Here is a 24,403-nt window from a genome sequence, read left to right as displayed (position 1 = left end):
ATCTTTCCGGTAGAAATTTAAGATTAAATAACACCCAATGAAATTACATATCGAGCACCTTACTTTGTCAAATTCTTTGCCTACTTTACGACGCCATGTATTGGCATTAGCTGCTTTGGCCCTGTGTTCAGGAAGTGCGATGGCAATTGAGCCATTTACAGTGAAAGACATCCGTGTCGAGGGGATACAAAGAACGGAAGCCGGAACCGTTTTTACCTATTTGCCAGTTCGCGTGGGTGAAGTATTTGATGATGCCAAAAGTGTGACCGCAATCAAATCCCTGTATGCAACTGGTTTTTTCAAAGATGTACAAATTGAAGTGCAAAACGGTGTGTTGGTCGTTTTGCTCGAGGAGCGGCCATCTATCGCTAGTGTTGATTTCACCGGCACCAAAGAATTTGAAAAAGATGCTCTGATCAAGGCGTTGAAAGATATCGGCGTTGGCGAAGCAAAGATCTTTGATAAAGCGACGGTTGACCGCGCGGAGCAAGAGCTTAAACGTCAATATCTGTCAAAAGGCTTATACGGCGTCAAAATAACGACCACGATCACGCCGATTGAGCGTAATCGCGTCAATGTGACATTTGCAGTAGAAGAAGGCGATATTGCCCGCATTGCTCAGATCAACCTGGTCGGCAATAAGGCGTTTTCGGACAGCGAATTACGCGAGTTGCTTGCTTTAACCACACCTGGCTGGTTTAGCTGGTACACCAAAGCTGATCAGTATTCAAAGCAAAAATTATCCGGTGATATTGAGACCTTACGGTCTTTTTATCAAAATCGTGGTTATCTGGAAATGCAAATTGAATCGACGCAAATTTCCATTACTCCGGATAAAAAAGACATTTACATCACCATCAATATTATCGAAGGTGATAAATACACAGTATCGGATATCAAACTCGAAGGTGAAACCTTAGGTCGTGAAGAAGAGCTGAAGTCCTTGTTGCTGCTAAAGAAAAACGATATTTACAATGCGGCACGCCTTACGGAAAGCACCAAGCGTATTTCTGAGCGTATGGGTAATTTCGGTTACGCATTTGCGAACGTTAACGCTAATCCTTTGCTGGACAAAGAAAAGAAGGAAGTTGCCTTCACTATCTTTGTTGATCCTGGTAAGCGCGTCTATGTTCGCCGCATCAATCTGGCCGGTAATACCCGGACGAGAGATGAGGTGATTCGTCGTGAATTCCGTCAATTTGAAGGTTCCTGGTATGACGGTGAAAAAATTAAAATTTCCCGTGATCGCGTAGATCATCTGGGTTATTTTAAGGATGTCAATCTCGAGACGCCGGAAGTGCCAACCAGTGTTGATCAGGTCGATGTGAATCTGACGATCACTGAAAAACCTACCGGAAATATTTTGTTGGGCGCGGGCTATTCCAATGCTGAAAAATTGACCTTAACTGGTTCTATTCAGCAGGCAAATGCGTTTGGTAGTGGTGATACGATAGGCTTAGATATCAATACTAGCCGACAAAATCGTACGATCGCGGTGTCGCATACAGATCCTTACTTTACCGATGATGGCGTGAGTCGTAGTTTTGACTTGTACTTGCGTACAACACGTCCGATTATTGGTAGCTATGGTGACTATAAGATCCAGACCACAGGCGGTAACCTTCGTTTTGGTGTCCCTTTCTCGGAAATTGATACAGTATTCTTCGGCTTAGGATTTGAGCGTACAAATGTTCAGACCTACATAGGTAGTCCTCCACGTTACTTGAAATATGTTGCAGATTATGGTGATGGTGTTAAGGATGCAAATTCTGCTTTGTATGGTATAGGTAACGCGGTCACTAACTCGTTTCCTTTGACGGCTGCTTGGCAAAGAGATAGTCGCGATAGTGCAATTACCCCCTCAATTGGCGAATACAAACGAGCAAATATTGAGTTGGCTGCAGTTGGTAACTTTAAATACTACCGCGCAATTTATAATCAGCAATACTTTAAACCCGTCTACCGCTCTATCGTTTTGGCGATGAATGGTGAGTTTGATTATGGTCACGGACTTGGCGGCAAACCTTACCCTTTGTTTAAAAACTTCTATGCCGGTGGTATAGGTTCGGTACGTGGATTTGAGCCTTCATCTTTGGGCTCAAGAGATGCAAACAATGATGCTTTAGGTGGATCAACTAGGTTAATCGGTAATATCGAATTACAATTGCCATTTCCGGGAGCAGATAAGTCTCTGAGATGGTTTACTTTTATTGATGGCGGCAATGTCTTTGATGAAGGTCAAAAAATACGTGTCAGTGATCTGAGATTCTCTGCAGGTATGGGAATTAGCTGGATTTCTCCGGTAGGTCCGTTAAAATTGAGTATTGGCCGTGCTTTGAATGCGAAACCTGATGATAAAAAACAGGGCTTCCAATTCCAGCTAGGTACTGGATTCTAATTGTAATGCTTGCTTTTCTGTATCTGTTCTAAATTGTTTTAGTTTGTTTTTCGGAGAATATTTTGAGTCAACTTACTACCCCGTCCAAATTGTTGCAACGCCTGATGGTTTGTGCGGCTTGTTTTGTCAGCGTTGCTCAAGTTCATGCACAGGACTCAAAGGTCGCAATTTTTGATTCGCAACGGGTCATGCGCGAATCGGGTCCTGCTAAAGCAGCAGAAGAGAAAATCAAACTGGAATTCTCCAAGCGCGGCAAGGAGCTGGATGATTTTGGCAATAAAATCAAAACTTTAGCCGAAAAATTAGAAAAAGATGCGCCAGTGATTTCTGAAGCTGATCGTATCAAACGTCAGCGTGAACTAGCTGATCTGGACCAGGATTTCAAGCGTAAACAGCGTATCTTCAACGAAGACTTGAATCAGCGTAAAAATGAAGAAATTGCTGCTCTGGTTGATCGTGCCGTGAAAGCGGTCAAGCAAATCGCTGAAGCGGAAAAATACGATATCGTTTTACAAGATGCCGTTTACTTCAATCCACGCGTTGACATCACAGACAAGGTACTCAAAGCCTTATCCAAATAAATAATGACCACCATTAGCATTCGGCTGGGGGAATTGGTCGATCGCTTCGGTGGTCAATTAATTGGTTCCCCCGATCTTTGTGTCACAGGCATTGCCCCTCTTAGCGATGCTGGCTCAGATCAGCTCAGTTTTCTTTCCAATTCAAAATTACGTGGACAGGTTGCTTTATCTAAGGCTGCCGCACTGATTGTGTCTGCTCAAGATCATACTGGTCTGACAGACTCGTATTCTGGCGCATTCGTCATCGTAGATAATCCCTATGTCCAATTCGCCCGCGTAGCGCAATATTTCGCCGGTTTGCATGCGATTCCTCCTGAGACCGGCATTCATCCTAGTGCGTCAGTCAGTCCGCATTCTCATGTTGATCCGACAGCCTCGATTGGTTCTCATGCGACTATTGAGGCAGAGGCAGTAATCGGAGCACATGCCGTGATCGGTGCCGGTTGCTTTATCGGTCGGGGTGCCAGTGTTGATGCGCATAGCCTGATTCATCCTAATGTCACTATTTACGATTATTGTAGTATCGGGTTGCGCGCCATCGTGCATTCAGGCGCAGTGATCGGCGCGGATGGGTTTGGTTTTGCGAATGAACGTGGTAACTGGATCAAAATTCCGCAGACGGGGCGGGTTCTGATTGGCAATGATGTCGAAATCGGTGCCAATACAAGTATTGATCGCGGTGCCCTGGCAGATACGGTTATCGAAGAAGGTGTAAAGCTCGATAATCAGATTCAGATCGGTCACAATTGCCATATCGGTGCACATACAGCCATGGCTGGCTGCGTCGGCGTTGCAGGGAGTGCCAGGATAGGCAAACATTGCACATTTGGTGGCGCGGCGATGGTATTGGGGCATTTGAATATTGTTGATAATGTCCATATCTCTTCCGGCAGCCTGGTCACCCGGTCCATTTTAGAGCCTGGTCAGTACACCGGTTTTTATCCGTTGGCAAAAAACGCGGATTGGGAAAAAACAGCATCCATCGTGCGTAATTTAAGCAGCATGCGCGAAAAAATTCGACAATTAGAAAAAATAATTAAAACGTTTACAGAGAAGTCATCATGAATACCCTTGATATTAATCAGATTAAACAGTACCTCCCGCATCGTTATCCTATGTTGTTAGTTGATCGCGTTTTGGATTGGGAAAGCGGTAAACGCATTACAGCAATCAAGAACGTAACTGCGAATGAAGAGTTCTTCAACGGGCATTTTCCTAATAAACCGGTCATGCCGGGCGTATTGATGATAGAAGCCATGGCGCAGACTGCGGCGATTCTTTCTTTCCTGACGATGGATCAAAAGCCGGATGAAAACACGATTGTGTATTTTCTGGGTATTGACGGCGCACGCTTCAAGCGTCCGGTCGAGCCGGGTGACCAGTTGAAAATTGAAGTGGAAATTCTGCGTATTGCACGTGGCATCTGGAAGTACCAGGCGAAAGCGACAGTCGATGGTCAATTGGCCGTAGAGGGCGAATTGATGTGCACGATGCGTTCCGCAACCGACGCAACAACGGCGGCATAAAATGTCTATCCATTCAACCGCACTGATTGATCCTAAGGCTCAACTCGACAGTACAGTTGAGGTTGGTGCCTATTCCATTATCGGGCCGCATGTCCGCATTGACTCCGGTACCAGGATCGGGCCACATGTCGTCATTGATGGTCATACGACGATTGGCAAAGATAATCATTTTCATGCGTATTCTTCGATCGGCGGACCGCCTCAGGATAAGAAATATGCGGGTGAGGTCACTTACCTTGAAATTGGCGACAGAAACCTGATCCGTGAGTTTTGTACTTTTAATTGCGGTACGGTGCAGGACAAGGCTGTTACGCGGGTTGGCAGTGATAACTGGTTTCTCGCCTATGTCCACATCGCACATGATTGCACTGTTGGTAACCATACGATTTTTTCAAATAATGCCGCTTTAGCAGGTCATGTCGAGGTCGGCGACTGGGTCATCATGAGCGGCTTTTCTGCCGTGCATCAATTTTGTAAAATTGGTGCTCATGCTTTCGTTGGTATGAATACCAGCCTGACCCAGGATGTGCCACCGTTCGTACTGCTGTCCGGTAATCCTGCACAAGCGCATGGCGTTAATCTGGAAGGCTTGAAACGTCGAGGTTTTAACCGTGAGCAGCTCAATGCGATTCGTCAGTCCTACAAACTGATTTATAAGTCAGGTTTGACACTTGAAGAAGCAAAATCCGCTCTTGAACAGCAACAAGTGGGCATGGCCGATGAGGTTGCCGCGCAGGTCAAATCGATGCGCGACTTTCTTGATGCGTCTACGCGCGGTATTGTCCGCTAAATCCAGCACGTGTCGACTCACCCTATTATCGCGATGGTTGCCGGAGAAACTTCCGGCGATATGCTGGCTAACCGCATGCTATCTGGCTTACGACCAAAAATACCTGATGCTTTGATGCATGGGATTGGTGGCCCGCGGATGGCAGAATTTGGCTTTGTGAACGACTGGCCCATGGATAAACTATCCGTACGAGGTTTGTTTGAGGTCTTGGCGCATTACCGCGAAATCAGTGGCATACGCAAGCAATTGCGTGAGCAGCTACTGATTGAAAAGCCGGATATTTTTATTGGTGTAGATGTTCCAGATTTCAATCTCGACTTGGAGATCCAGTTAAAGCAGGCGGGTATTCCGACCATGCACTACATCAGTCCGTCAATCTGGGCATGGCGTGGTGCGAGGATTAAAAAAATTGCTGAGGCGGTTTCCCACATGCTGGTCGTATTCCCCTTCGAGGAGCAGATTTACCGCGATGCCGGGATTCCTGCAACCTATGTCGGCCATCCGCTTGCGCAAGTAATTCCTTTGGACATCAATGTTGCTGCGGCGCGTGACGAGCTTGGCTTCCCTCATGACGCAAGGATAGTCACGATCTTGCCGGGCAGTCGTATTTCGGAGATCAAATACAACACTGCCGCGTTCATTTCGGCTGCAAAAATTCTTTGTGAACGTGATCCGCAATTGCAGATTGTCGTGCCAATGGCAGGCTCGAAACAGCGCAGTTATTACATTAAATTAGTTGTGCAGGCCAAACTTGAGGGCGTGCCGGTTTTGCTGATTGATGGTAAATCGCATGTGGCGATTGCTGCTGCTGATGCTGTCCTGGTGGCCTCTGGCACAGCCTCACTGGAAGTTGCATTATTTAAAAAGCCCATGGTCATCGCCTACAAAATGATGGAGGCTTCATGGCAGATATTGCGCCACATGGGTTACCAGCCCTGGATAGGGTTGCCAAATATTCTTGAGCGTGACTTTGTCGTACCGGAATTTTTGCAAAGTGCGGCGACTCCCGAAGCCTTGGCTGATGCGCTGTGGAAGCAATTGAACGACGCCAGCTTGTGTGATCGCCTCAAGCAACGCTTCACGGACATGCATCAGACGCTCTTGCGCGATACGGCGGAACTCTCTTCCAACGCAGTGCTCGATCTGATTGCGCAAAGCAAAAAATAATTCTCTCTCTGTTCATTTGTTGATTTGCTCATTTTTGGGTGCGCTGCATTGAGCAAGAGATTCGACTATGCTAGATCTTAGTAATTCCAATTAGTCCAATTAGTCCAATTCAATCCAATTCAATCTCACCCTTTGCTCCCTTATGTACATCGATTCTCATTGTCACATCAATTTCCCCGAACTCGCTGAGCGGATGCCTGAGATCTTGGCGAAGATGGTCGAGAACGGTGTCACGCATGCCTTATGTGTTTCCGTCGATTTGCCGGATTTCCCGCAGGTGTTGGCTCTGGCTGAAGCCTATCCGCACATATATGCGTCAGTTGGCGTGCATCCTGATTATGAAGATACGGAAGACCCAAGCGCAGAGCAATTACTTGCCTTGTCTCAGCATCCTAAAATTATTGCTATTGGTGAAACCGGACTTGATTACTTCCGGCTTAAAGGTGATCTTGAGTGGCAGCGTGAGCGCTTCAGGCAGCATATTCGCGCGTCCAGACTTAGTCGCAAACCCTTGATTATCCACACCAGAGCAGCTTCCGAAGACACGATAAGGATTATGCAGGAAGAGGGCGCTGGCACGGATCAGGGGGGCGTTGCTGGCGTCATGCACTGCTTCACTGAATCACTTGAGGTGGCTGAGGCAGCGATTGCCATGGGGTTTTATATTTCCTTCTCTGGGATTTTGACATTTAAGAGTGCCAAGGATCTGCAGGCAGTCGCACGCGCCTTGCCTCTGGAACGTATCATGATCGAAACGGATTCTCCTTACCTCGCACCGGCACCACATCGCGGTAAAATGAATGAACCCGGCTTTGTCCGTCATGTAGGAGAGTTTTTGGCAGATTTAAAAGGTATTCCGCTTAAGCAGGTACAGGAAGTGACCTCGGCCAATTTTTTCACATTGTTCAATCTGTCCCATTGATATTGATTAAGCTATCTATGGACTTATTCAAACCGTTTTTGCATTATCTTTCTCATCACTTATATAAGACACCGGTCTTTAAATTGACCGCTTCATTAGCGATTGCCGCAGGATGTAGCTTCATATCGCCTGCTTATGCTGATGCCTATGATGATTTGATCGTTGCAGTAAAATTTGATGACATCGATGTTGTTAATTCATTGCTGACTAAAGGCATTGATCCGAATTCAGTCGAAGCAACTCGTGGTGAGACCATCCTAATGCTGGCATTGCGCGAGCATTCTCAAAAGGTATTTGAAACGCTGCTAAAGCAGTCCGAGATTAAGCTCGATGCCAGAGCCAATAATGGCGATACCGCAATCATGCTTGCCAGCTTTGAAGAGAATGCGCTGGCCGTCAAACAGCTCATTGATGCCGAGGCGCAAATTAACCAGCCAGGCTGGACTGCTTTGCATTACGCTTCCGCTAAAGGCAATGTAGAGATCATCGCTATCTTGCTCGAGCAATCGGCTTATATCGATGCGGCGTCGCCCAATGGCACGACGCCGTTGATGATGTCTGTGCGTTCAGGCAAATTGGATGCAGTAAAATTTTTGCTGGATGAAGGTGCCGATGCGAATCTTAAAAATCAATTGGGAATGACAGCACTGAATTTCGCGATTGAGTTTGAGCAAAAAGAAATCGCAGACTTATTGACGTCTGCTATGAAAAAATAATTTTTCAGGTCAGTCATTTTTCAATCTCACGACGCACCCATGATTTATTTCATGAGTTATTACCGGGCCATTTTGCTATTCATTACAGCCAGCCACGACCCTGCGTCAACCACCTGCAATCTGAACAAAAACGAGGTTGCCAATCGCATCGTCGCTATGGTAAAGTTCGCGCTTCGTCGTTATGGAGTTTTATCTGTGGATAGTTATAGTAGTCGATCTTATATCGACCACACCTTGGCACTGTAACTGCAGAACTCCTGTCGCTACTTTGCCAAATGCATGGCAAGTAGTGATGTCAATAGTTTCGAATTCAGCTTTAATATTGTTGTGAATTCAGACTAATCTCTTCTCTACTTATCCCCAAATTGTTGCGTGTCATCACGCTGAAATGTCAATTCTGTATGTAGTTCAAAGGACTACGTAAAACCAGATCTGCAGGCAGCTATCTTGTGTTGTTCAACATGGACAGCGCTCTTAGTTACTAACGGTTATCAGCGTTTTACATCAGCTTTAGCTCAGTCTGAATTAAAGCTTAGTTCAGTAGAATGACATTTGATTTACTTGCTTCTTATGCCATTTGCTTGAGGCTAGTTGATTAGATGATGCGCGTTTGTTCTTGATGATCGATGCTGATCGGTCTGGGAGGTAGTTTGTTCGAATTGTTTAATCCTCAAAAACGGCCATCTCTGGCTCAGGGCAAAGGGCCAAATCGCTGGGACTGGGCTTTATTGCCGCTGGTGCTGGCACTGTTGATGGCCTTTGGCTTTGCAGCAATGCAAATGAGTCGCCCCTTCGTTGTCGGTGAAGTGCTACAGGTTTCGCTGGACCCCAGTTATCTGCCTTATTACCTGCTGCGTACCATTCTGCGCATGTTCACTGCGCTGGCTTTTTCGCTTTTGTTCAGTCTGGTATTCGCTGCGATAGCAGTGAAATATGCCGCCGCTGAAAAATTCATGATCCCATTACTGGACATCTTGCAATCGGTCCCGATTCTTGGTTTTCAAGCGATTGCGATTGCTCCTTTTATTGCCTTATTCTCCGGTGATTTGCTTGGAGTAGAGTGTGCTGCGATTTTTGCGATCTTTACTTCGCAAGCCTGGAATATGGCCTTCAGCCTGTATCAATCAATCCGCAATGTGCCATCGGAATTGAATGAAGCCGCAAGGATTTTCAGGCTGTCTGGCTGGCAGCGCTTCTGGCGCCTAGAGTTGCCGTTTGCGATGCCAGGTTTGCTTTGGAATATGATGATGTCGATGTCGGGAGGCTGGTTTTTTCTGGTCGCGGCAGAGGCCATTTCGGTCGCCGGTCAAGATATTAAATTGCCTGGCATCGGCTCCTATATTGCGGTGGCGATTGAAGCGAAAAATGGTACGGCGATTGCGTGGGCAATTGCCGCGATGCTGACGGGGATTCTGCTATATGACCAGTTATTTTTCCGTCCTCTGCTGGCGTGGGCGGACAAGTTTCGCTTTGAGGAAAGCCAGGGCGACACCGCACAACAGTCATGGCTGCTGGACTGGATGCGCAATAGCTATTGGTTTCGCGAATGGTCAGCGAATTTGTGGAAATTGCTAAGCCGTGCGCTGGGTTGGTTTAGCGTGCGGTACGACGGCACGTCTTCCAAGGCGAAGGAGCGGAATATACCTTCGTATTGGAATAAAGTCTGGGATGGCTTTCTGATACTCGCGTCCTTGCTGGCGGCGTATCGCTTATTGATTTTTATCCATAGTGATGTTGGCTGGTCAGAAGCCTTGCACGTTGTTGGTCTGGGTCTGATTACTCTGGTCCGGGTAATGCTCTTGATTGGTCTCGCTTCGCTGGTATGGGTGCCGATTGCTGTCTGGATAGGTTTACGTCCGCAGTACTCGCAAAAGGTGCAGGCAGTAGCACAGTTTCTGGCGGCTTTTCCAGTTAATCTGATGTTTCCTATCGTGGTGTTTGCGATGGTCAGTTTTGATTTGACGCCGAATATCTGGCTCAGCCCTTTAATGGTATTTGGTACGCAGTGGTACATCTTGTTTAATGTGGTTGCTGGTGCCTCAACCATTCCGAATGAGCTGCGTCTGGCGGCGGACAATCTGGGTTTAAAAGGCTGGCTGAAATGGAAGCGCGTGTATTTGCCAGCGGTTTTTCCTAGTTATATCACTGGCGCAATTACTGCCAGCGGCGGCTCCTGGAATGCGAGTATCGTCGCGGAATATGTGACTTGGGGTAAGACGACTCTGATCGCGGATGGTCTGGGTAGCTATATCAAGCAAATGACGGAGGCGGGAGATTTTCACCGTATCGCCTTGGGTATCGGCGTGATGTGTATCTTCGTGATGTTATTAAATCGCTTTTTCTGGCGCAAATTATATTTGCTGGCCGAAGACCGTAGCCGCTAACGGCGGATGAAAGGCCGTGGCACAACTGCTGATGGTGCGCCAGGCCGCATGTGGAGAATAAAAAATGACGCAAAAATTATTGATCGACCTCAAGGATGTTGCCAAATCGTTTCGCGCTGCGGATGGTACCGCGCGCTTGGTGCTGGATAAGGTGGATTTTGAATTAAAAGAGGGCGAGATCGTCGCCTTGCTGGGTAAGTCTGGCTCGGGAAAATCAACCTTATTACGTATCATGGCAGGCTTGATTCCAGCCGATCATGGCAAGGTGGATTATCGTGATAAACCGATTTTTGGCCCGGTTGCCGGTATCGCGATGGTGTTTCAGTCGTTTGCCTTATTTCCGTGGCTGACCGTGCAGCAGAATGTCGAGCTCGGCCTGGAAGCTCAGGGCGTGCCGTCTGACGAGCGCGAATTGCGGGCCGATGCCGTACTGGAGTTGATTGGCCTTGCTGGTTTTGGTGGCGCCTTACCGCGCGAATTGTCCGGCGGGATGAAGCAGCGTGTCGGCATTGCCCGCGCGTTGGTGACCAATCCGGATATCTTGCTCATGGATGAGGCATTCTCCGCTCTTGACGTGCTGACGGGCGAAACTCTACGTAACGATATGCTGGAGTTGTGGGAAGAAAGTCGTATTCCGACCAAAGGTATTTTGATCGTATCGCACAATATCGAAGAGGCTGTGATGATGGCAGATCGCATCATTATTCTGTCCAGCGACCCTGGCAGTATACGCTGTGAGGTTAAGATTGATCTGCCTCGTCCGCGCGATGTCGAGTCAGTCGAAGTCCGCGCCTTGATCGATGAAGTGTACGGCCTGATGACCATGCGCCATGCACAAGAGACAGTTACCGGTGTACCGATTTCCAAACATCTGGGGTACCGTTTGCCAGAGACCGATGTCAGCCGTATCGAAGGCGTACTTGATCTGCTTGCCGATGCACCGTTCAACGGACGTGCCGACTTGCCGCAGTTATCAGAGGAAGCAGAAATTTCCGATGAAGACCTGTTCCCAACCTACGAAGCTCTGGGCTTATTAGGCCTGGCAGTGATCGAGAAGGGCGATATCAGTTTGACGCCATTAGGTCATCGCTATGTAGAAGCCGATCAGGCGCAGAAGCAAGAGTTGTTTGGTCAACAGTTGCTGACACATGTACCGCTGGCATCGCATATACGCCGCAATCTGGAGCAGGAAACGAACGGAAGTTTGCCGGAAGAACCTTTCCTCGAACTACTTTCTGAATTCTTGAAAGCCGATGAAGCCAAGCGCGTGCTTGAAATCGCGATTGAGTGGGGACGTTATGGTGAAGTCTATGAGTATGATTACCACACGGGGCGATTGACCTTGCCTGAGCCGGAAGAGGGCTAATCTGGTTTTTGGTTGGTAAGCTTCTGAATTGATGTGGTGTCGAGTGTTCAATTTCTTTTGGCAGTACGGTGTAATAATGAGACCTTCATTCGACGCGTGAATATACTCCCTTCTAGTATATTTTCATTGTCTATATAGATATTGCGGTAATAAGGCTATTTTCTATTAGAATATGGGGAGTATATGTGATCTTGCCTTGTTTTAGACTATGTGCTGCAATGCGAAAAATATAGGATTGACAACGAATTGTTGTAAAATAGGCTACATCGCATCCGTAGTCATCGGTTGATTTCTGATGTCGATCACCTTTATTTTTGCTCACATAAATCATCCTCCATCGTGTCATTTACCTTCTCATTTTTATGAAAAAAATTCTTTCCTTTTGCGTTTTACTATTTAGCTTAAGCACCTGTTTTGCCGAGGATTACTTAGATGTCGTCACCAATAAATCTTGTGCATGTATCGACAAAATTCCAAGTAATGCCGATAAGAGAAACTTAAAAATGCAAATGGGCTTTTGCATGTTGGAGGCTTTTTCGAAAGACGATAAAGACAAGTTTAAGAAGGAATTCAATCTCGATTTTTATCAACTCGATAAAAACGGCGAAAAAATCGGCGCGATCGTTGGCATGAGGATGGCAACACAATGTCCTAAAACTGTGATGGCGATGGCGAATGCTGACAAGCAAGCAGATTCCGATATGCTAAACGGTACGATTACCAAAATTGAAAAAGATAATTTCGCAGCTTTCTTCCTAAAAGATGGCGAAGGTAAAACAACGAAACTATATTGGCTAGGACCAGTGCAAACCTCGATGGATTTGCCAACAATTTATCAAACCCTGGTAGGTAAGACAGTGGAAGTGCAATACGAGAATAAAGATATCTTCGATCCCAAAATTGGTGAGTATCGACAATTTAAAGTGATCACTAAACTGAAATGATTTTTTATTCCCTGCTTGGCGTTTGTTTAGACAGCAAGCAGGGGGCAGGTAATTTTTTCGTAAAAATTATCGATGTATGCCTCTCATACATCTGACGTAGTTCAACAGTAATTCAACAAAAATCCCGACTCCCCGTTTGTAGCGATCCCAGCAGATGTGACATATCGACCAGACGTTTGGCGACCAGATGACGGACTTCTCCTTCGCATTGCCAGATGCCGTAGACACCTAGTAGCAGTGCATTGAGTACTTCACGACGCTGCTTTTCTACTAGGCTTGGCCAGATAATCACATTGACTGGTCCAGTCTCGTCTTCGATAGTAATAAACAAAACGCCATTCGCGGTACCTGGTCGTTGTCGTACCGTGACGATGCCGCAGCCTCGTGCAAACTGGCCTTGCTGAAAGGTATTGAGCATCTCCGCTGGCAAGAAACGTTTGGCGAGCAGTTGTTGCCGTAGCAGGGCAAGTGGGTGACGTTGTAAGCTGAGTCCCATTGCCCGGAAGTCACTGACAATTTCCTGACTTTCGGTTGGGGTGGTCAGAGTTGGCGTCTGCTCGGCAACACTGACGACACGTAACAAATCCTTATCTGGTACCGCGCCTGCTGCTTGCCATAAGGCTTGTCGTCGATGGCCTGAGATAGCGGCCAATGCATTGCTTGCAGCCAGTAACTGTAGATCCTGCCGGTTCAGTTGCGCCCGGCGTGCGAGGTCGTTGACATCGCTGAAGGCAAGCTGTCTGCGCGCTTGGGTGATGCGTGTTGCTGTCTCTGCTGACATGCCGGATATCAGAGAGAGGCCCAGCCTGACTGCTGGTTGCTCTGTGTTGTTATACGGATTGATACTACGAGTGCCGGGCGTATTCAATTCTAAAGTAGAGTCCCATTCACTGGTGTTGATGTCAACTGCCAGAACTATGACTTGATGTCGTTTCGCATCCTGTATCAATTGAGATGGGGGATAGAATCCCATTGGTTGAGAGTTCAGCAAGGCGCATAAAAATACGGCGGGCTCATGGCATTTGATCCAGCTGCTGGCATAAACGAGCAAGGCAAAACTGCTGGAATGACTTTCAGGAAAGCCGTATTCACCAAAACCCAGCATCTGTTGAAAAATTGATTCAGCAAATGCCTCTTCATAACCACGCCTGATCATCGTATTGACGATGCGGTCATGGTAGTGTTCTAGTCCACCTTTACGTTTCCAGGCTGCCATAGCCCGCCTCAACTCATCAGCTTCTCCGGGCGTGAACTCTGCCGCGATTACGGCAATTTGCATGACCTGTTCCTGAAAAATCGGAATTCCTAAGGTTCTGCCTAATGCTTCTCTGAGCTCTTCTTTTGGATAACTGACGGCTTCACGGTTTTTTCTGCGTTGTAAATACGGATGCACCATCCCGCCTTGTATCGGCCCGGGTCTGACGATCGCAACCTGGACGACGAGATCATAAAATACTCTTGGCCGCAAACGAGGCAACATACTCATTTGTGCACGTGACTCAATTTGAAATACCCCGACGGTGTCTGCCTTGCAAATCATGTTGTAAGTGATTGGATCTTCACGCGGGATATCTTGCAAACGGCTGGGACGACCGGGCAGGGTAGACATCAATACCAAGGCACGCTTTAGCGCTGATAGCATGCCGAGTGCCAATACGTCGACTTTTAACAGACCGAGAGATTCCAGATCGTCTTTATCCCACTCAATGACGGAGCGGTCTTTCATCGAGGCATTCTCTATCGGTACCAGCCGTGATAGTTTGTCACGCGAGATGATAAAGCCGCCGGTGTGCTGGGACAGGTGACGTGGAAAGCCGCGCAACTGACTGGCCAGACTTGCCCATTGCTGTGCGACCGGGCCTTCAGGATCTAAGCCGTTTTCAGCAAAGCGCAGTAATAAATCCTGCTTTCCATCAAACCAGCGATGCGATTTGGCGACCGTATCTACCAGTTCTAGATCAACGCCTAGTGCTTTACCTACTTCACGTAAAGCGCCGCGTGATCGTATGGTGTGCACTGCGGCCGCAATCGCAGTGCGGTCTCTGCCATACTTGTTATAGATGTATTGGATCACTTCTTCACGTCGTTGATGTTCAAAGTCCACATCAATATCGGGAGGTTCGTTACGTTCTTTGGATAAAAAGCGTTCAAACAACATAGTGCTGCTATCAGGGTCAACTTCGGTAATGCCAAGGCAGTAGCAGACAACAGAATTCGCTGCGGAGCCTCGCCCCTGGCAAAGAATATTGATTGAACGAGCATACCGGACGATGTCATAGACTGTCAGAAAGTACGGCTCATAAGCCAGGTCATTAATCAGATGTAATTCGTAGTCGATGCGTTTTGCGACTTTGTCCGATATCCCGTTAGGAAAGCGGTTTGCGGCACCGAGTGCGACTTCTTGTTTGAGGTAAGTTGCTGGTGTATGGCCTTTTGGAATAAGTTCATCTGGATATTCGTAGCGCAATTCCGTGAGAGAAAACTGACATAGGTTGGCTATTTTGACTGACTCTGCCAATGCCGTTGCCGGATAAATATTCGCTAGCCGTAGTCGTGACCGCAAATGCTGTTCTGCATTCGGCGCAAGTGCATAGCCGCATTCGGCAACGGGACGGCTGAGTCTGATTGCTGTCAATACGTCTTGTAATGGTTTGCGAGACCGCACATGCATACAAACATTGCCAGTTGCAACCACCGGTAACTGGTATTGACGGGCAATCGAGGTAACGGTATGGCGATGTACATCATCCATGGCCTGATATAACAAAGTGAGACTGATCCAGACGCGTTGCGGAAAGGTTTTTTTCATCCAAACAACTTGCTTTGCCAGCGTGTCTGGGTTCGCCGGATAGTCAGGAACCAGCAAGATTAAGCAGTCAGGCAAGCCTTGCAGGTGGGTGTATTCTGCTGGCGGATGACTAAAGTCTTCCTTTGTAATGAGGTAGCTACCTTTAGTAATACGGGTTCGTGCCATTGTGATGAGTTCGGACAAATTGCCGTAGCCTTCACGGTTTTGAGCAAGAGCGATCAGTGCTGGCGCAGGAATATACGTATCCGCCACATCTTCTCCATCAGGCTCAGTCGTATCAGTGAGACGAAAATACGATCCGATAATCAGATTTAACTCAGTATTTTTAATAGCAACATGGGCTCGTACGACACCCGCTAGCGAACATTCGTCCGTAATCGCTAAAGCCTTATAAGCGAGTTGCGCTGCCCGTTGCGCCAACTCTTCCGCGTGCGAGGCTCCATGTAAAAAGCTGAAATTGGACTGGCAAAATAATTCGGCGTACTCTGGCAACGTATAGGTTGGCACCGGATTGATCGGTGGTGTTATCTGCATGATGTTTTATCCAAATAGGCCATGCACAAACCAGCTGGCGCCATCCTCTGCCTGCTCACCCAGACGTTCTCTATAAATCCAGTAACGTATATGACTGGGATTTTCCGCAATAAAGTAATCGCGGGTCACGAGTTGCCCGTTCCACCAGCCGGCTTCTATGCGCTCGGCACCAGATAAGAGTTTTAAGGGTGCATCGTAATACGGTCGGTGATGACGGATCGCCAGGGGTTGTGCCTTCTCAAATAACCAGACTGGACGCGCTGCCTGATTGGGTGTCTCTGTCGATAGTAAGTGCAACTTTGTGGCGTTTTTCTTTTGTGCATGGACGACGGAGATCCAGGTATTGGCGACTTCTGGTCGATGATCCTCTTGTGGTAAGGCTTGCAATACCTGATCATCGCCTAGGCGCGCGATCAGTAGCTCCAGAAGTCGGTGATGGTCTTCTGCATAGGCTTTGGGTTCTGGAAATAGGGTGGCATTCATTACCTGTCTTATCTGTACCTGACTTGCTGCAAGCTTGACGGCAATTACTGGTGCGTGAAGCTGGGTTATTGCGAGCCTTTCTTTCAGCAATCTGAGCAGATGATCTTCACGCCAGGCAGGTTCTGCCAACTTGATATTAAGATGCGTCGGTGCAATTGCCTGACGACCGCGTTCATGTTCGAGATACAGATCAATTTGTGATACCGCGAGTTGCTTAGCCGCCAACCAGCCCATTAGTTGCATGAGCAGACTGTGAATGAACGCCAGAATCATTTCTGCGTGTTCAATTCTGCCTGGTAATTCCGTACGACTCTGGAATTGCGGTGGGACATTGATACATTCAAACAGTTCGGTCTGTTTTCCATATGCTCGATCCATGAGGTCAAGAATTTGTACGCCACAGCGGCGTTTGAGTCCAGCTCGAGGCAGCGCTTGCAGTGCTCCCAGCGTATTGCAAGCGATACCGCGCAGCCATTCCAGTCGTTCTTGTGCTTCTGGGAGTAGAGCGACGGGTAATTGATTTAGTCTTTGTCGAAGTTTTTCTAGTTTTAAAATACGTTTTAACCTGTGCGTTTTTTGTAAGTGGAATGAGCCTATCATCTCACTGCGTGCCAGCAGCCATGCCCCCATTGCGGTTGGGGCGCAACTCAAAGAGATGCTGATGCCCATCACGCGCATGCTGTGCCGTATCAAATGGCATAAGCGGCGTATGCCACCAAACAATCGCAGACTTGCTCCGACCTCCATTAGCAGGCAGTTATGCGTCGTATAAGTAACTTGTGGCGTGTATTGCAGTAAGGCCATCGCCACTTGCTCCAGACACCGTTGTTCTAAAATTGGCTGACGCGTATAAAGTATGACCTCTGGTAGTAGCATTTGTACGCTTGCTTTTTTCATGGCGTGCTGAGCGCCTCCTGCCAGCGCGCTGGAGGATGCGCAGCTGATCCGATTTTGCTCAAGTACAACCTCAGTCCCATCAGGATTAATGCGCCAGTTCGGGCGAAATACTTCGAGTTGCAGCAAGGGCAGATGTAGTGCAATCCACAGAGGTTTCATTCATTGCCTCAACCGGCGAAATAGGTAAATGTGAAAACAAGGACGGTAGCGCCAATAACAAAGGCTGTTCTCGCTGGACACCGCGCCGTTTAATGAACTGAATCTGTATGCCATCAATAACCGGCGTGAGATGTAAGCGCAAAGGTGCCGGTGAGGGCATCTCTGCACAGGTGCTGGGACGCATCATAAAAAAAACGGTATCTCCGCTTTGTGCTGCCAGATGTAATCGTCTCAGAGCCTCAGTGCGGATATGTGTTTGCCACATTAAGAGCGTTGCGCAACTGCCGCTGCGTAAGACCTGTTCTGCCGCCCATAAGGCATCTCCTGACTTTTTACAACGTATCCAAAGACATTGTTTAAGCGGAATTCCGTAAGCACGTAAGGCTAGTAGTTGAGGCTGATGCGGCGGTTGTATCAGTACTATGGTGCGTTCATCTGATTTCAGAAGCTGGGCCAGAGCCGGCTGCAAAAGACGCAATTCAGCACTTCCAGACTGCTTGAGTAGTAATTCGTTTAATGAGCCGCGAGGCCAGCCACCGCCAGGTAACTCTCTCGATAAATTCGGAAAAGTGCTGTTGATACAGGTCGTCGTGTTACTGGCTAATTGCGAGGCGCGCCATAACGAAGGATGAATGTGATCCGGAGAATAGGTAAACATAGGGGCTTAAATAAATACTGTATATGTGTACAGTATAATATTTAAATCGCTTATTTTTCAATAGCTTAGGGGAATACAAAAATAAATTAAATACTGATTGCATATACAGTATTTTGTGATAAAGTATGTCCTGTGGCATCCATTTGTTTGGTTTGGCTAAGTAGAGTTAAGAGATTTATTTAGTAGATAAGTGATGAGCAGACGCATTGATCAAACTTATTCATCGGATTTTTTCATTACTGATTGGGAGATGATTCAACATGGCACACCTTGAAAATTCATTTGACGGACAATTTAGCCTGCAAGTCGCACCAACTTCATTTTTGATGCGCTTGGGTAGTCGTGAGATTTTTGTATGTCGTGATTTCCGCCGACGCTACTACCGTGTCAATCCTTTGATGGATTTTTCTACCGGTATCGAGGCGGGTCATCTGGAACTTTTGTTGTTCCGTAAATGGCTCATTATCTTTTCTAAGGCCAAATGGTAAGTCTGTTGTTTCTAAGCTTCCTAAATGCCGGATAAGATAAATAGTGTTTACAGGTATTTCGTCGTATTTTGAGATCTCTGGATTATCAAAAACGAAGTCTGCGTTCGCTTGGGTCAAATAATGGATCTGGCCCATTCTCTAATTTTTTGACAATCCCTGATTGATCAAAGTAGATGGTCATCAAGGAATTCCAGACGCCACTTTCCTTGTATGGGTAAGACCAGGCTTCAAGTGCGACACGTGGGTAATAAGCTGTTTCTCCGGGAGCGCCAATGAGCTTGATGACCGCATTTTTATCCATGGAACCTACTTTGATTTCAGCAAACTTTTGCAAAGTCAATACTTGTTCATATGATATAAGCCGCCCATCATGATCGAAGCGCGCCATATGAGTTGCCTGCGCCATTCTGCCACGCATGTACTCCCATAGATGCTGGTCGCCATCTTGATAAATATGTGTTGGCTTACCTAGTTCAAGTGCAACTTCTTGTTCTGCTTGCCCAGCTTTTACGCTGCTCAGGCCGTAACTGACACAGGACGACAAATTCAATGCAACGATTGAGATGAGACTACTGGCAAGGAGGCGTGAAGGTTTCATGGCATGCTTTAGGTTTTGTTGAGATTCAAACGCATGCCCGATGCATCGGGGTTTTGTGATGCCTTGCTACGTATTTGCAATGCCGGTACATCGCTTTATCTTGACTGGCAAAGGCTTAACGTTGGAATTCTCAATTAGAAGATTTTTTATAAACGCTTCTATCCTAAACCTTATTTGTAAATGCGTTTGACTGTGCGGAAAAAGTGATACTGCCACAATAATTTTCGGGTAAATCAAGCTTGTACGTAGGCATGGCTTGTAACTTAGTATGCCTCCCAGCGGCAACCGTTTCAGACCATTCGCTTAATGCCTTGCCAGCACATTTATAGCGGGCTTCAAGCATAGTCCATTCTTGTGCAAAACTCAGTAGCTGCTGTTCCGGCGTCAAGCTGCGTATCATCTTGTGGCGATCGGGGTCAAGATAAATACGCGCAATATCTTGCCATTCAAACGACTCTTTTGCCAGACTCTTGGTGTGGAGGAGGTCGATACCGACGCTGGAGTTCAGGCAAATTGCCGCTAATGATAATCCTGCTTCATGACTGATCGATAAAGCAGCTTCATGATCTGAAAAAAAGAGTCGGGGAGCTCTGCCGGATGATGCTGAAATCTCAATGTCACGTATGTCGATTTGATAGCATTGCTGAATCAAGGTAATAATTGCACACCGTATTTGTTGCCTTGCTCTTGTACGATCTTGCGTGCTGTAATTAGATATAGCGATGACGACATACCGGTGTAATCGCAATGTGGAACTTGCGTCATCCAAGTGCTCAGGTAAATAAAATACCGGCACGGATGCCGGTATTGACGTGGGAAGTAATGAGGCAGGCATTACTTTGGTAGCGATGAACTAGTTCGCGATTGCGGCAGGGCAACCGCGCCAGCTAGATTTTGCGGGAATAAATTCTCCCTTCATGACCAGCGTCAAAGCACCAAGCTGCGCATCATCACCGACAACCGCACTGTAAAGCACCGAACTCCTCGGCCCCATATAAACGCGCTCACCGATGATCACTTCATCGATCTTCATGACGCGATCTTCAAACAGATGGGTTTGCGGACAACAAAGAGCGTTAATTTCGCTATAAGCACCGATGCTGGCACAATCAAATTCAGTAATATCTGTCGTATCAAGATAAACACCGCGTCCGATTTTGCAACCCAGTAATCTGAACGCCAGCGGCAACCAAGGTGTGCCACGCAGATAACGCATGAAGTTAGGAACAGCGATACCTTCGTATAAATTCGTAATACCTTCAGACAGCCAGACAAAGGATGTCCACATTGGTACGCTACTTTTTTTATAGCGGAAAATGAATACCCATTTGAGTACCAGAACGAAGCCAAAACTGCCGATGCCGTACCACAATCCAGCAATGGATAAATAGTAGGCGACTTCATCCCAGCGATCATCACCTGCCAGTGGCATGAGATCTAATACGATCGTATAGCCAACGGCAATGACCATCGCATGGGGCGCAATAATTCTGAATGCTTCAATCAGTCCGCGACCTAGCCTGCGCATAAGGGAAGGGTGGAAGGTAAGTTCTTCAGGAAAGCCTTTTACTTCCTCACGTGCAGGTAAATGGATGGGAGGAGAGCCCAGCCAGGTATCACCTTCATGCATCTGGCTATTCTTTGGCGCACTGGTATGGACACCGATCAGTACATTTTCAGGCAGGATTGTGCCATCTGGAATGTAAGCTCCATTGCCGACAAAACTGCGTCGCGAAATGATGGTCGGTTGCATACTCATCCAGCCGCCATCAATTTCTTCATCACCTAACAATACGGCATCGGCAATAAACGTCTCGTCGCCCAGTGTCAGCATATCGGGCACCACGCCGAGAGCCGTTGAGATTTCAGCACCACGCCCGACCTTTGCGCCAAGTAAACGATACCAGTAAGGCGCATAGACCGTGGCATATACCCCGTGCAAGACGTTCAGGCTAGATTCCTGAATCTGGTTCACCAACCATTTACCGCAATAGGTATTGCCATGTACGGGATAACTGCCAGGTTTTAATTTAGGCAAAATACTCCAGCGTATACCCGCAGAAAGTAAGGCGGTGCAGACAATCAATACGGCTGTAGCCGGAAACGCGAGGATGAAATATTTAATGAGTTGAAACGAGAGACTTGTGTTTTGCAACCAGGCTAAACCATCGATATTGTCGATCCAGTCTATCGTAATAAAACTTGGAAACACTGGTAGAAAAAATAAGGCGGTAATGAGTAAACTACCCACAATAAAAAAGATTGCCTCACTGAAGAAACGTAGAGTCGAGACCTCCGGGCGTGGTGGCTGCGATGCGTGATCAAAGGCACCGGCATCTGCGGCCGGTGAGCCGCGCCATATTCTGTTAGCTGGAACTGATTGACCCTCGCTTAGTGCTGACTGACCTTCAAGATGGGCAAATTCGCCAAGTGATGTACCACCTTCAAGCACAGAATAAGAGCCGACATAGGATTCATTCGCTAGGGTAATCCGACCTAGGCGAAGCTCACCATGCTGCACTCTGGCATTTTCAAAATTACAGGCATTGCCGATACTGACACCATCACCAACCTGTAGTAAATCTGGTGAGCGCAAGGTGATTGAGCCGATATTCACATCCTTGCCGATTTTGGCACCTAAAGCCCGCAACCACCATGCATACATCGAGGAGCCGCTCAACATATACGTCGGCGCAGCCTCGACCAAGCGGTCTGCCAGCCACCAGCGATAATAAGTCACTCCCCATAACGGATACTGACCCGGTTTTAAGCGTCCTGCGATAAGCCATTTACCTGCGATGGCAATCGCAAACTCCAGCAAGGTCAGCAACAGGAAGGCCGCAACCGATAAAAGCGTCGCACGCACAATTGAGTCACCAGGCTCACCAGTAAAGAAGTGATAGGCAAAGAAAGGTGCCAGCCATTGCACCATCCGCATTGCAACCAGGAACGGGATCATCGCGGCCTGTGCGATACCACAAACCCAGCGTTTCACATCCGATGGCTGAGTCCAGGCAATATGAGCACTGGTTGTCGTAATCGCACCAGCCAGCATGACAGCGGCAATCGCACCGACTTGTCTTGATTGATAGATGTCACTGATTTTGAAATAAGCAAAGCGGGCATCTGCACGCAACAAAGACACCAGGCGAGCAGCCATCAGAGAATGTCCACCTAGTTCGGAGAAAAAATCTGCTTCGCGACGTATCGCTTGGCCCGGAAATAACTTAGTTAATGCAGTGAATAAAACTTCTTCGGCTGGATTGTCGGGAATATCCGATTCTGCTGAATTGACAGCTACGCTAAGAGGCGTTGCTTTCAAGGTTTTTCTATCGATTTTGCCTGAGGTAAGGCGGGGCATCTCGTTTAAAAACTCAAAGCGCGTTGGTACCATATAGGATGGCAAGACTGCCAGCAACGCATGGCGTAAGTTCGCAATACTGATTTCTTTACTGAGTTCTTTGTTTGTCTCATTGACGATGAAGGCAATCAACTGATCCACACCTTGTTCAGAACGCAGAATAACGGCAACTGTACCGACACCTTGCTGTTGCGCCAGCACGGCTTCAATCTCACCTAGCTCAACTCTGAAACCACGTATTTTTACCTGATCATCGGCACGTCCCAGACATTGGACAGAGCCGTCTTCACCGATACGGGCAAGATCGCCGGTGCGATATAGACGCGCATCGATATCTCGTCTGGCCCATGGATTGGGGATGAATTTTTCGGCAGTTAAATCTGGTCTGCCTAGATAGCCATCAGAGACACCCGGGCCAAAAATACATAGCTCACCTGTCTCTCCGCGAGGTAATAGCCGGATACCTTTTTCAGCATTGGCATCAATGACCAGCAAACCATAATTGGGTAAAGGATGCCCAATCGTCACTGGCTGATTTGCCTGTAGTCTTGCCAGACTTGCTGAGACGGTAGCTTCAGTCGGGCCATAGGTATTGAACATCTGCCTGCCAGGTTTAGACCATTTGGTCACCAGGCTCTCCGGACACATCTCGCCGCCGAGATTGATAATGCGTAAATCTGGTACATCAATGGTAAACAGGGCTAGCAAAGTTGGTACAGCATGTAATACTGTAACGTGATGATCGATCAGGGCCTGCGGTAGTGCTTCCGGATCAACCGCCACCTCTTTGGGCGCAATCCATAAGCTTGCGCCAACCAAATAACTTATCCAGATTTCTTCAAACGACATATCAAAGGCAACAGAAAACCCCTGATAAACGCGATCATTTTGCGTAATGCCAAGCACCTGATTTTCGCTACGCAGAAAATGGCAGATGCTGCCTTGTGTAATCGAGATGCCTTTAGGCTTGCCGGTTGATCCTGAGGTGTAAATTACATACGCAGGATCACCGGGTTTGGTACCGGAACGCTGCTGCAATCCCTCTTGCGGAACCTGAGATAATTGAATGTCAGTCCAGACGGAACAGCTTAGCTCGCCCAACTGTGCGGATTGCGTATCACTTGTTAGGATGCCAAATGCTTTGGCATCCTCAAGACAAACCGCGATTCTCTCAACGGGAACATCGATGTCAAATGGCAGCCATGCCGCGCCTGACTTTACGATTCCAGCTTGCAATACCAGCAGTTCAATGCCGCGAGGTAGCCATAAACCCAGAATATGTCCCGGTTTGACACCTGCACTGATCAGATGTGAGGCGACGATATCGGCTCTGGTATTTAATTCGTGATAGGTAACCCGCTCATTCGCAAACTGAAGTGCAATCTGGTTGGGCGACCTATGTGCTGTCGCCTCCAGCAAATCTGCCAGGGTTTCTTGACGAATTAAGTCTGGTGCGTCGGTGCCGTAAAGAATGGCGGAAATAGGATCAATGTCAGGAATGGGATTGACATTGATCATGTCAGATGCTTCAGTGATACGGTGCTCAGGCATAAATCGCAATGCAAAATTAAGGGTGAAGTAGTTTGAATTTTTATAATCTTCTTGTTGTACAGTTTATCACT

General features: G+C 47.5%; 18 protein-coding genes. 12 read left to right on the top strand and 6 right to left on the bottom strand.

Annotated features, from left to right (window positions below; translation table 11 throughout):
• Positions 1 to 37 precede the first annotated feature (37 nt).
• The 11 genes from bamA to ACO0LE_RS09140 all read left to right on the top strand — a co-directional run bounded on the left by bamA (position 38) and on the right by ACO0LE_RS09140 (position 12,794).
• Positions 38 to 2,398 (top strand): outer membrane protein assembly factor BamA, encoded by a 2,361-nt coding sequence (bamA, locus tag ACO0LE_RS09190; protein WP_422960092.1) that lies wholly within the window; start codon positions 38 to 40, stop codon positions 2,396 to 2,398.
• A 104-nt stretch (positions 2,399 to 2,502) separates the two neighbouring features.
• Entirely contained in the window at positions 2,503 to 2,979 is a 477-nt protein-coding gene (locus tag ACO0LE_RS09185; protein ID WP_422956952.1) for an OmpH family outer membrane protein, read from the top strand.
• 12 nt (positions 2,980 to 2,991) lie between these two features.
• The gene (gene lpxD / locus ACO0LE_RS09180; RefSeq protein ID WP_422960199.1) at positions 2,992 to 4,044 is read left to right on the top strand and encodes a UDP-3-O-(3-hydroxymyristoyl)glucosamine N-acyltransferase; all 1,053 of its coding nucleotides are present in this window, start codon (positions 2,992 to 2,994) and stop codon (positions 4,042 to 4,044) included.
• Positions 4,041 to 4,505 carry a 3-hydroxyacyl-ACP dehydratase FabZ gene (gene fabZ, locus ACO0LE_RS09175; RefSeq protein ID WP_422956718.1) on the top strand — a complete coding sequence of 155 codons (465 nt, stop codon included), beginning with the start codon at positions 4,041 to 4,043 and terminating at the stop codon, positions 4,503 to 4,505. Before lpxD ends, fabZ begins: the two co-directional genes overlap by 4 nt.
• Before the next feature lies 1 nt (position 4,506).
• Positions 4,507 to 5,295 (top strand): acyl-ACP--UDP-N-acetylglucosamine O-acyltransferase, encoded by a 789-nt coding sequence (gene lpxA, locus ACO0LE_RS09170; RefSeq protein WP_422960091.1) that lies wholly within the window; start codon positions 4,507 to 4,509, stop codon positions 5,293 to 5,295.
• Positions 5,296 to 6,462 carry a lipid-A-disaccharide synthase gene (gene lpxB / locus ACO0LE_RS09165; RefSeq protein WP_422960198.1) on the top strand — a complete coding sequence of 389 codons (1,167 nt, stop codon included), beginning with the start codon at positions 5,296 to 5,298 and terminating at the stop codon, positions 6,460 to 6,462.
• A gap of 142 nt (positions 6,463 to 6,604) precedes the next feature.
• Entirely contained in the window at positions 6,605 to 7,384 is a 780-nt protein-coding gene (locus tag ACO0LE_RS09160; RefSeq protein ID WP_422960090.1) for a TatD family hydrolase, read from the top strand.
• A gap of 17 nt (positions 7,385 to 7,401) precedes the next feature.
• A complete protein-coding gene (locus ACO0LE_RS09155; protein ID WP_422960089.1) occupies positions 7,402 to 8,100 on the top strand; it encodes an ankyrin repeat domain-containing protein in 699 nt (232 codons plus the stop codon).
• A gap of 650 nt (positions 8,101 to 8,750) precedes the next feature.
• Positions 8,751 to 10,484 (top strand): ABC transporter permease, encoded by a 1,734-nt coding sequence (locus ACO0LE_RS09150; RefSeq protein ID WP_422960197.1) that lies wholly within the window; start codon positions 8,751 to 8,753, stop codon positions 10,482 to 10,484.
• A 64-nt stretch (positions 10,485 to 10,548) separates the two neighbouring features.
• Entirely contained in the window at positions 10,549 to 11,850 is a 1,302-nt protein-coding gene (locus ACO0LE_RS09145) for an AAA-associated domain-containing protein (RefSeq protein WP_422960088.1), read from the top strand.
• Between the two features lie 362 nt (positions 11,851 to 12,212).
• Positions 12,213 to 12,794, top strand: a complete 582-nt coding sequence (locus tag ACO0LE_RS09140; RefSeq protein ID WP_422960087.1) for a hypothetical protein — start codon at positions 12,213 to 12,215, stop codon at positions 12,792 to 12,794.
• A gap of 112 nt (positions 12,795 to 12,906) precedes the next feature.
• On the opposite strand, the gene ACO0LE_RS09135 is transcribed toward ACO0LE_RS09140, so the two are convergent.
• The 3 genes from ACO0LE_RS09135 to imuA are packed head-to-tail and all read right to left on the bottom strand — an operon-like array spanning position 12,907 to position 18,334.
• Complete coding sequence (locus ACO0LE_RS09135; protein ID WP_422960086.1) at positions 12,907 to 16,137, bottom strand: error-prone DNA polymerase; 3,231 nt, start codon at positions 16,135 to 16,137, stop codon at positions 12,907 to 12,909.
• A gap of 6 nt (positions 16,138 to 16,143) precedes the next feature.
• On the bottom strand, positions 16,144 to 17,676 hold the full coding sequence (locus ACO0LE_RS09130) for a Y-family DNA polymerase (protein WP_422960085.1): 1,533 nt from the start codon (positions 17,674 to 17,676) through the stop codon (positions 16,144 to 16,146).
• Positions 17,603 to 18,334 carry a translesion DNA synthesis-associated protein ImuA gene (gene imuA, locus ACO0LE_RS09125; RefSeq protein ID WP_422960084.1) on the bottom strand — a complete coding sequence of 244 codons (732 nt, stop codon included), beginning with the start codon at positions 18,332 to 18,334 and terminating at the stop codon, positions 17,603 to 17,605. The genes ACO0LE_RS09130 and imuA overlap by 74 nt, the downstream gene beginning before the upstream one ends.
• Before the next feature lie 260 nt (positions 18,335 to 18,594).
• Here imuA and ACO0LE_RS09120 point away from each other — a divergent pair, with 260 nt between their 5' ends.
• Positions 18,595 to 18,822 (top strand): hypothetical protein, encoded by a 228-nt coding sequence (locus ACO0LE_RS09120; RefSeq protein ID WP_422960083.1) that lies wholly within the window; start codon positions 18,595 to 18,597, stop codon positions 18,820 to 18,822.
• Positions 18,823 to 18,907: 85 nt separating this feature from the next.
• Here the strand turns inward: ACO0LE_RS09120 and ACO0LE_RS09115 are convergent, their stop codons facing one another.
• From ACO0LE_RS09115 to ACO0LE_RS09105, 3 genes are all read right to left on the bottom strand, one after another.
• Complete coding sequence (locus ACO0LE_RS09115; protein WP_422960082.1) at positions 18,908 to 19,420, bottom strand: hypothetical protein; 513 nt, start codon at positions 19,418 to 19,420, stop codon at positions 18,908 to 18,910.
• A gap of 163 nt (positions 19,421 to 19,583) precedes the next feature.
• Complete coding sequence (locus ACO0LE_RS09110; RefSeq protein ID WP_422960081.1) at positions 19,584 to 20,255, bottom strand: 4'-phosphopantetheinyl transferase family protein; 672 nt, start codon at positions 20,253 to 20,255, stop codon at positions 19,584 to 19,586.
• 18 nt (positions 20,256 to 20,273) lie between these two features.
• Positions 20,274 to 24,299: a Pls/PosA family non-ribosomal peptide synthetase gene (locus ACO0LE_RS09105; protein WP_422960196.1), complete on the bottom strand. Its 4,026-nt coding sequence runs from the start codon at positions 24,297 to 24,299 to the stop codon at positions 20,274 to 20,276.
• Between the last annotated feature and the right edge of the window lie 104 nt (positions 24,300 to 24,403).

Origin of the sequence: Undibacterium sp. Xuan67W, assembly GCF_049340165.1 — a bacterium.
In the GTDB taxonomy this organism is placed as follows: Bacteria; Pseudomonadota; Gammaproteobacteria; order Burkholderiales; family Burkholderiaceae_D; genus Undibacterium.
This window is presented reverse-complemented; position numbering and strand designations above follow the sequence as displayed.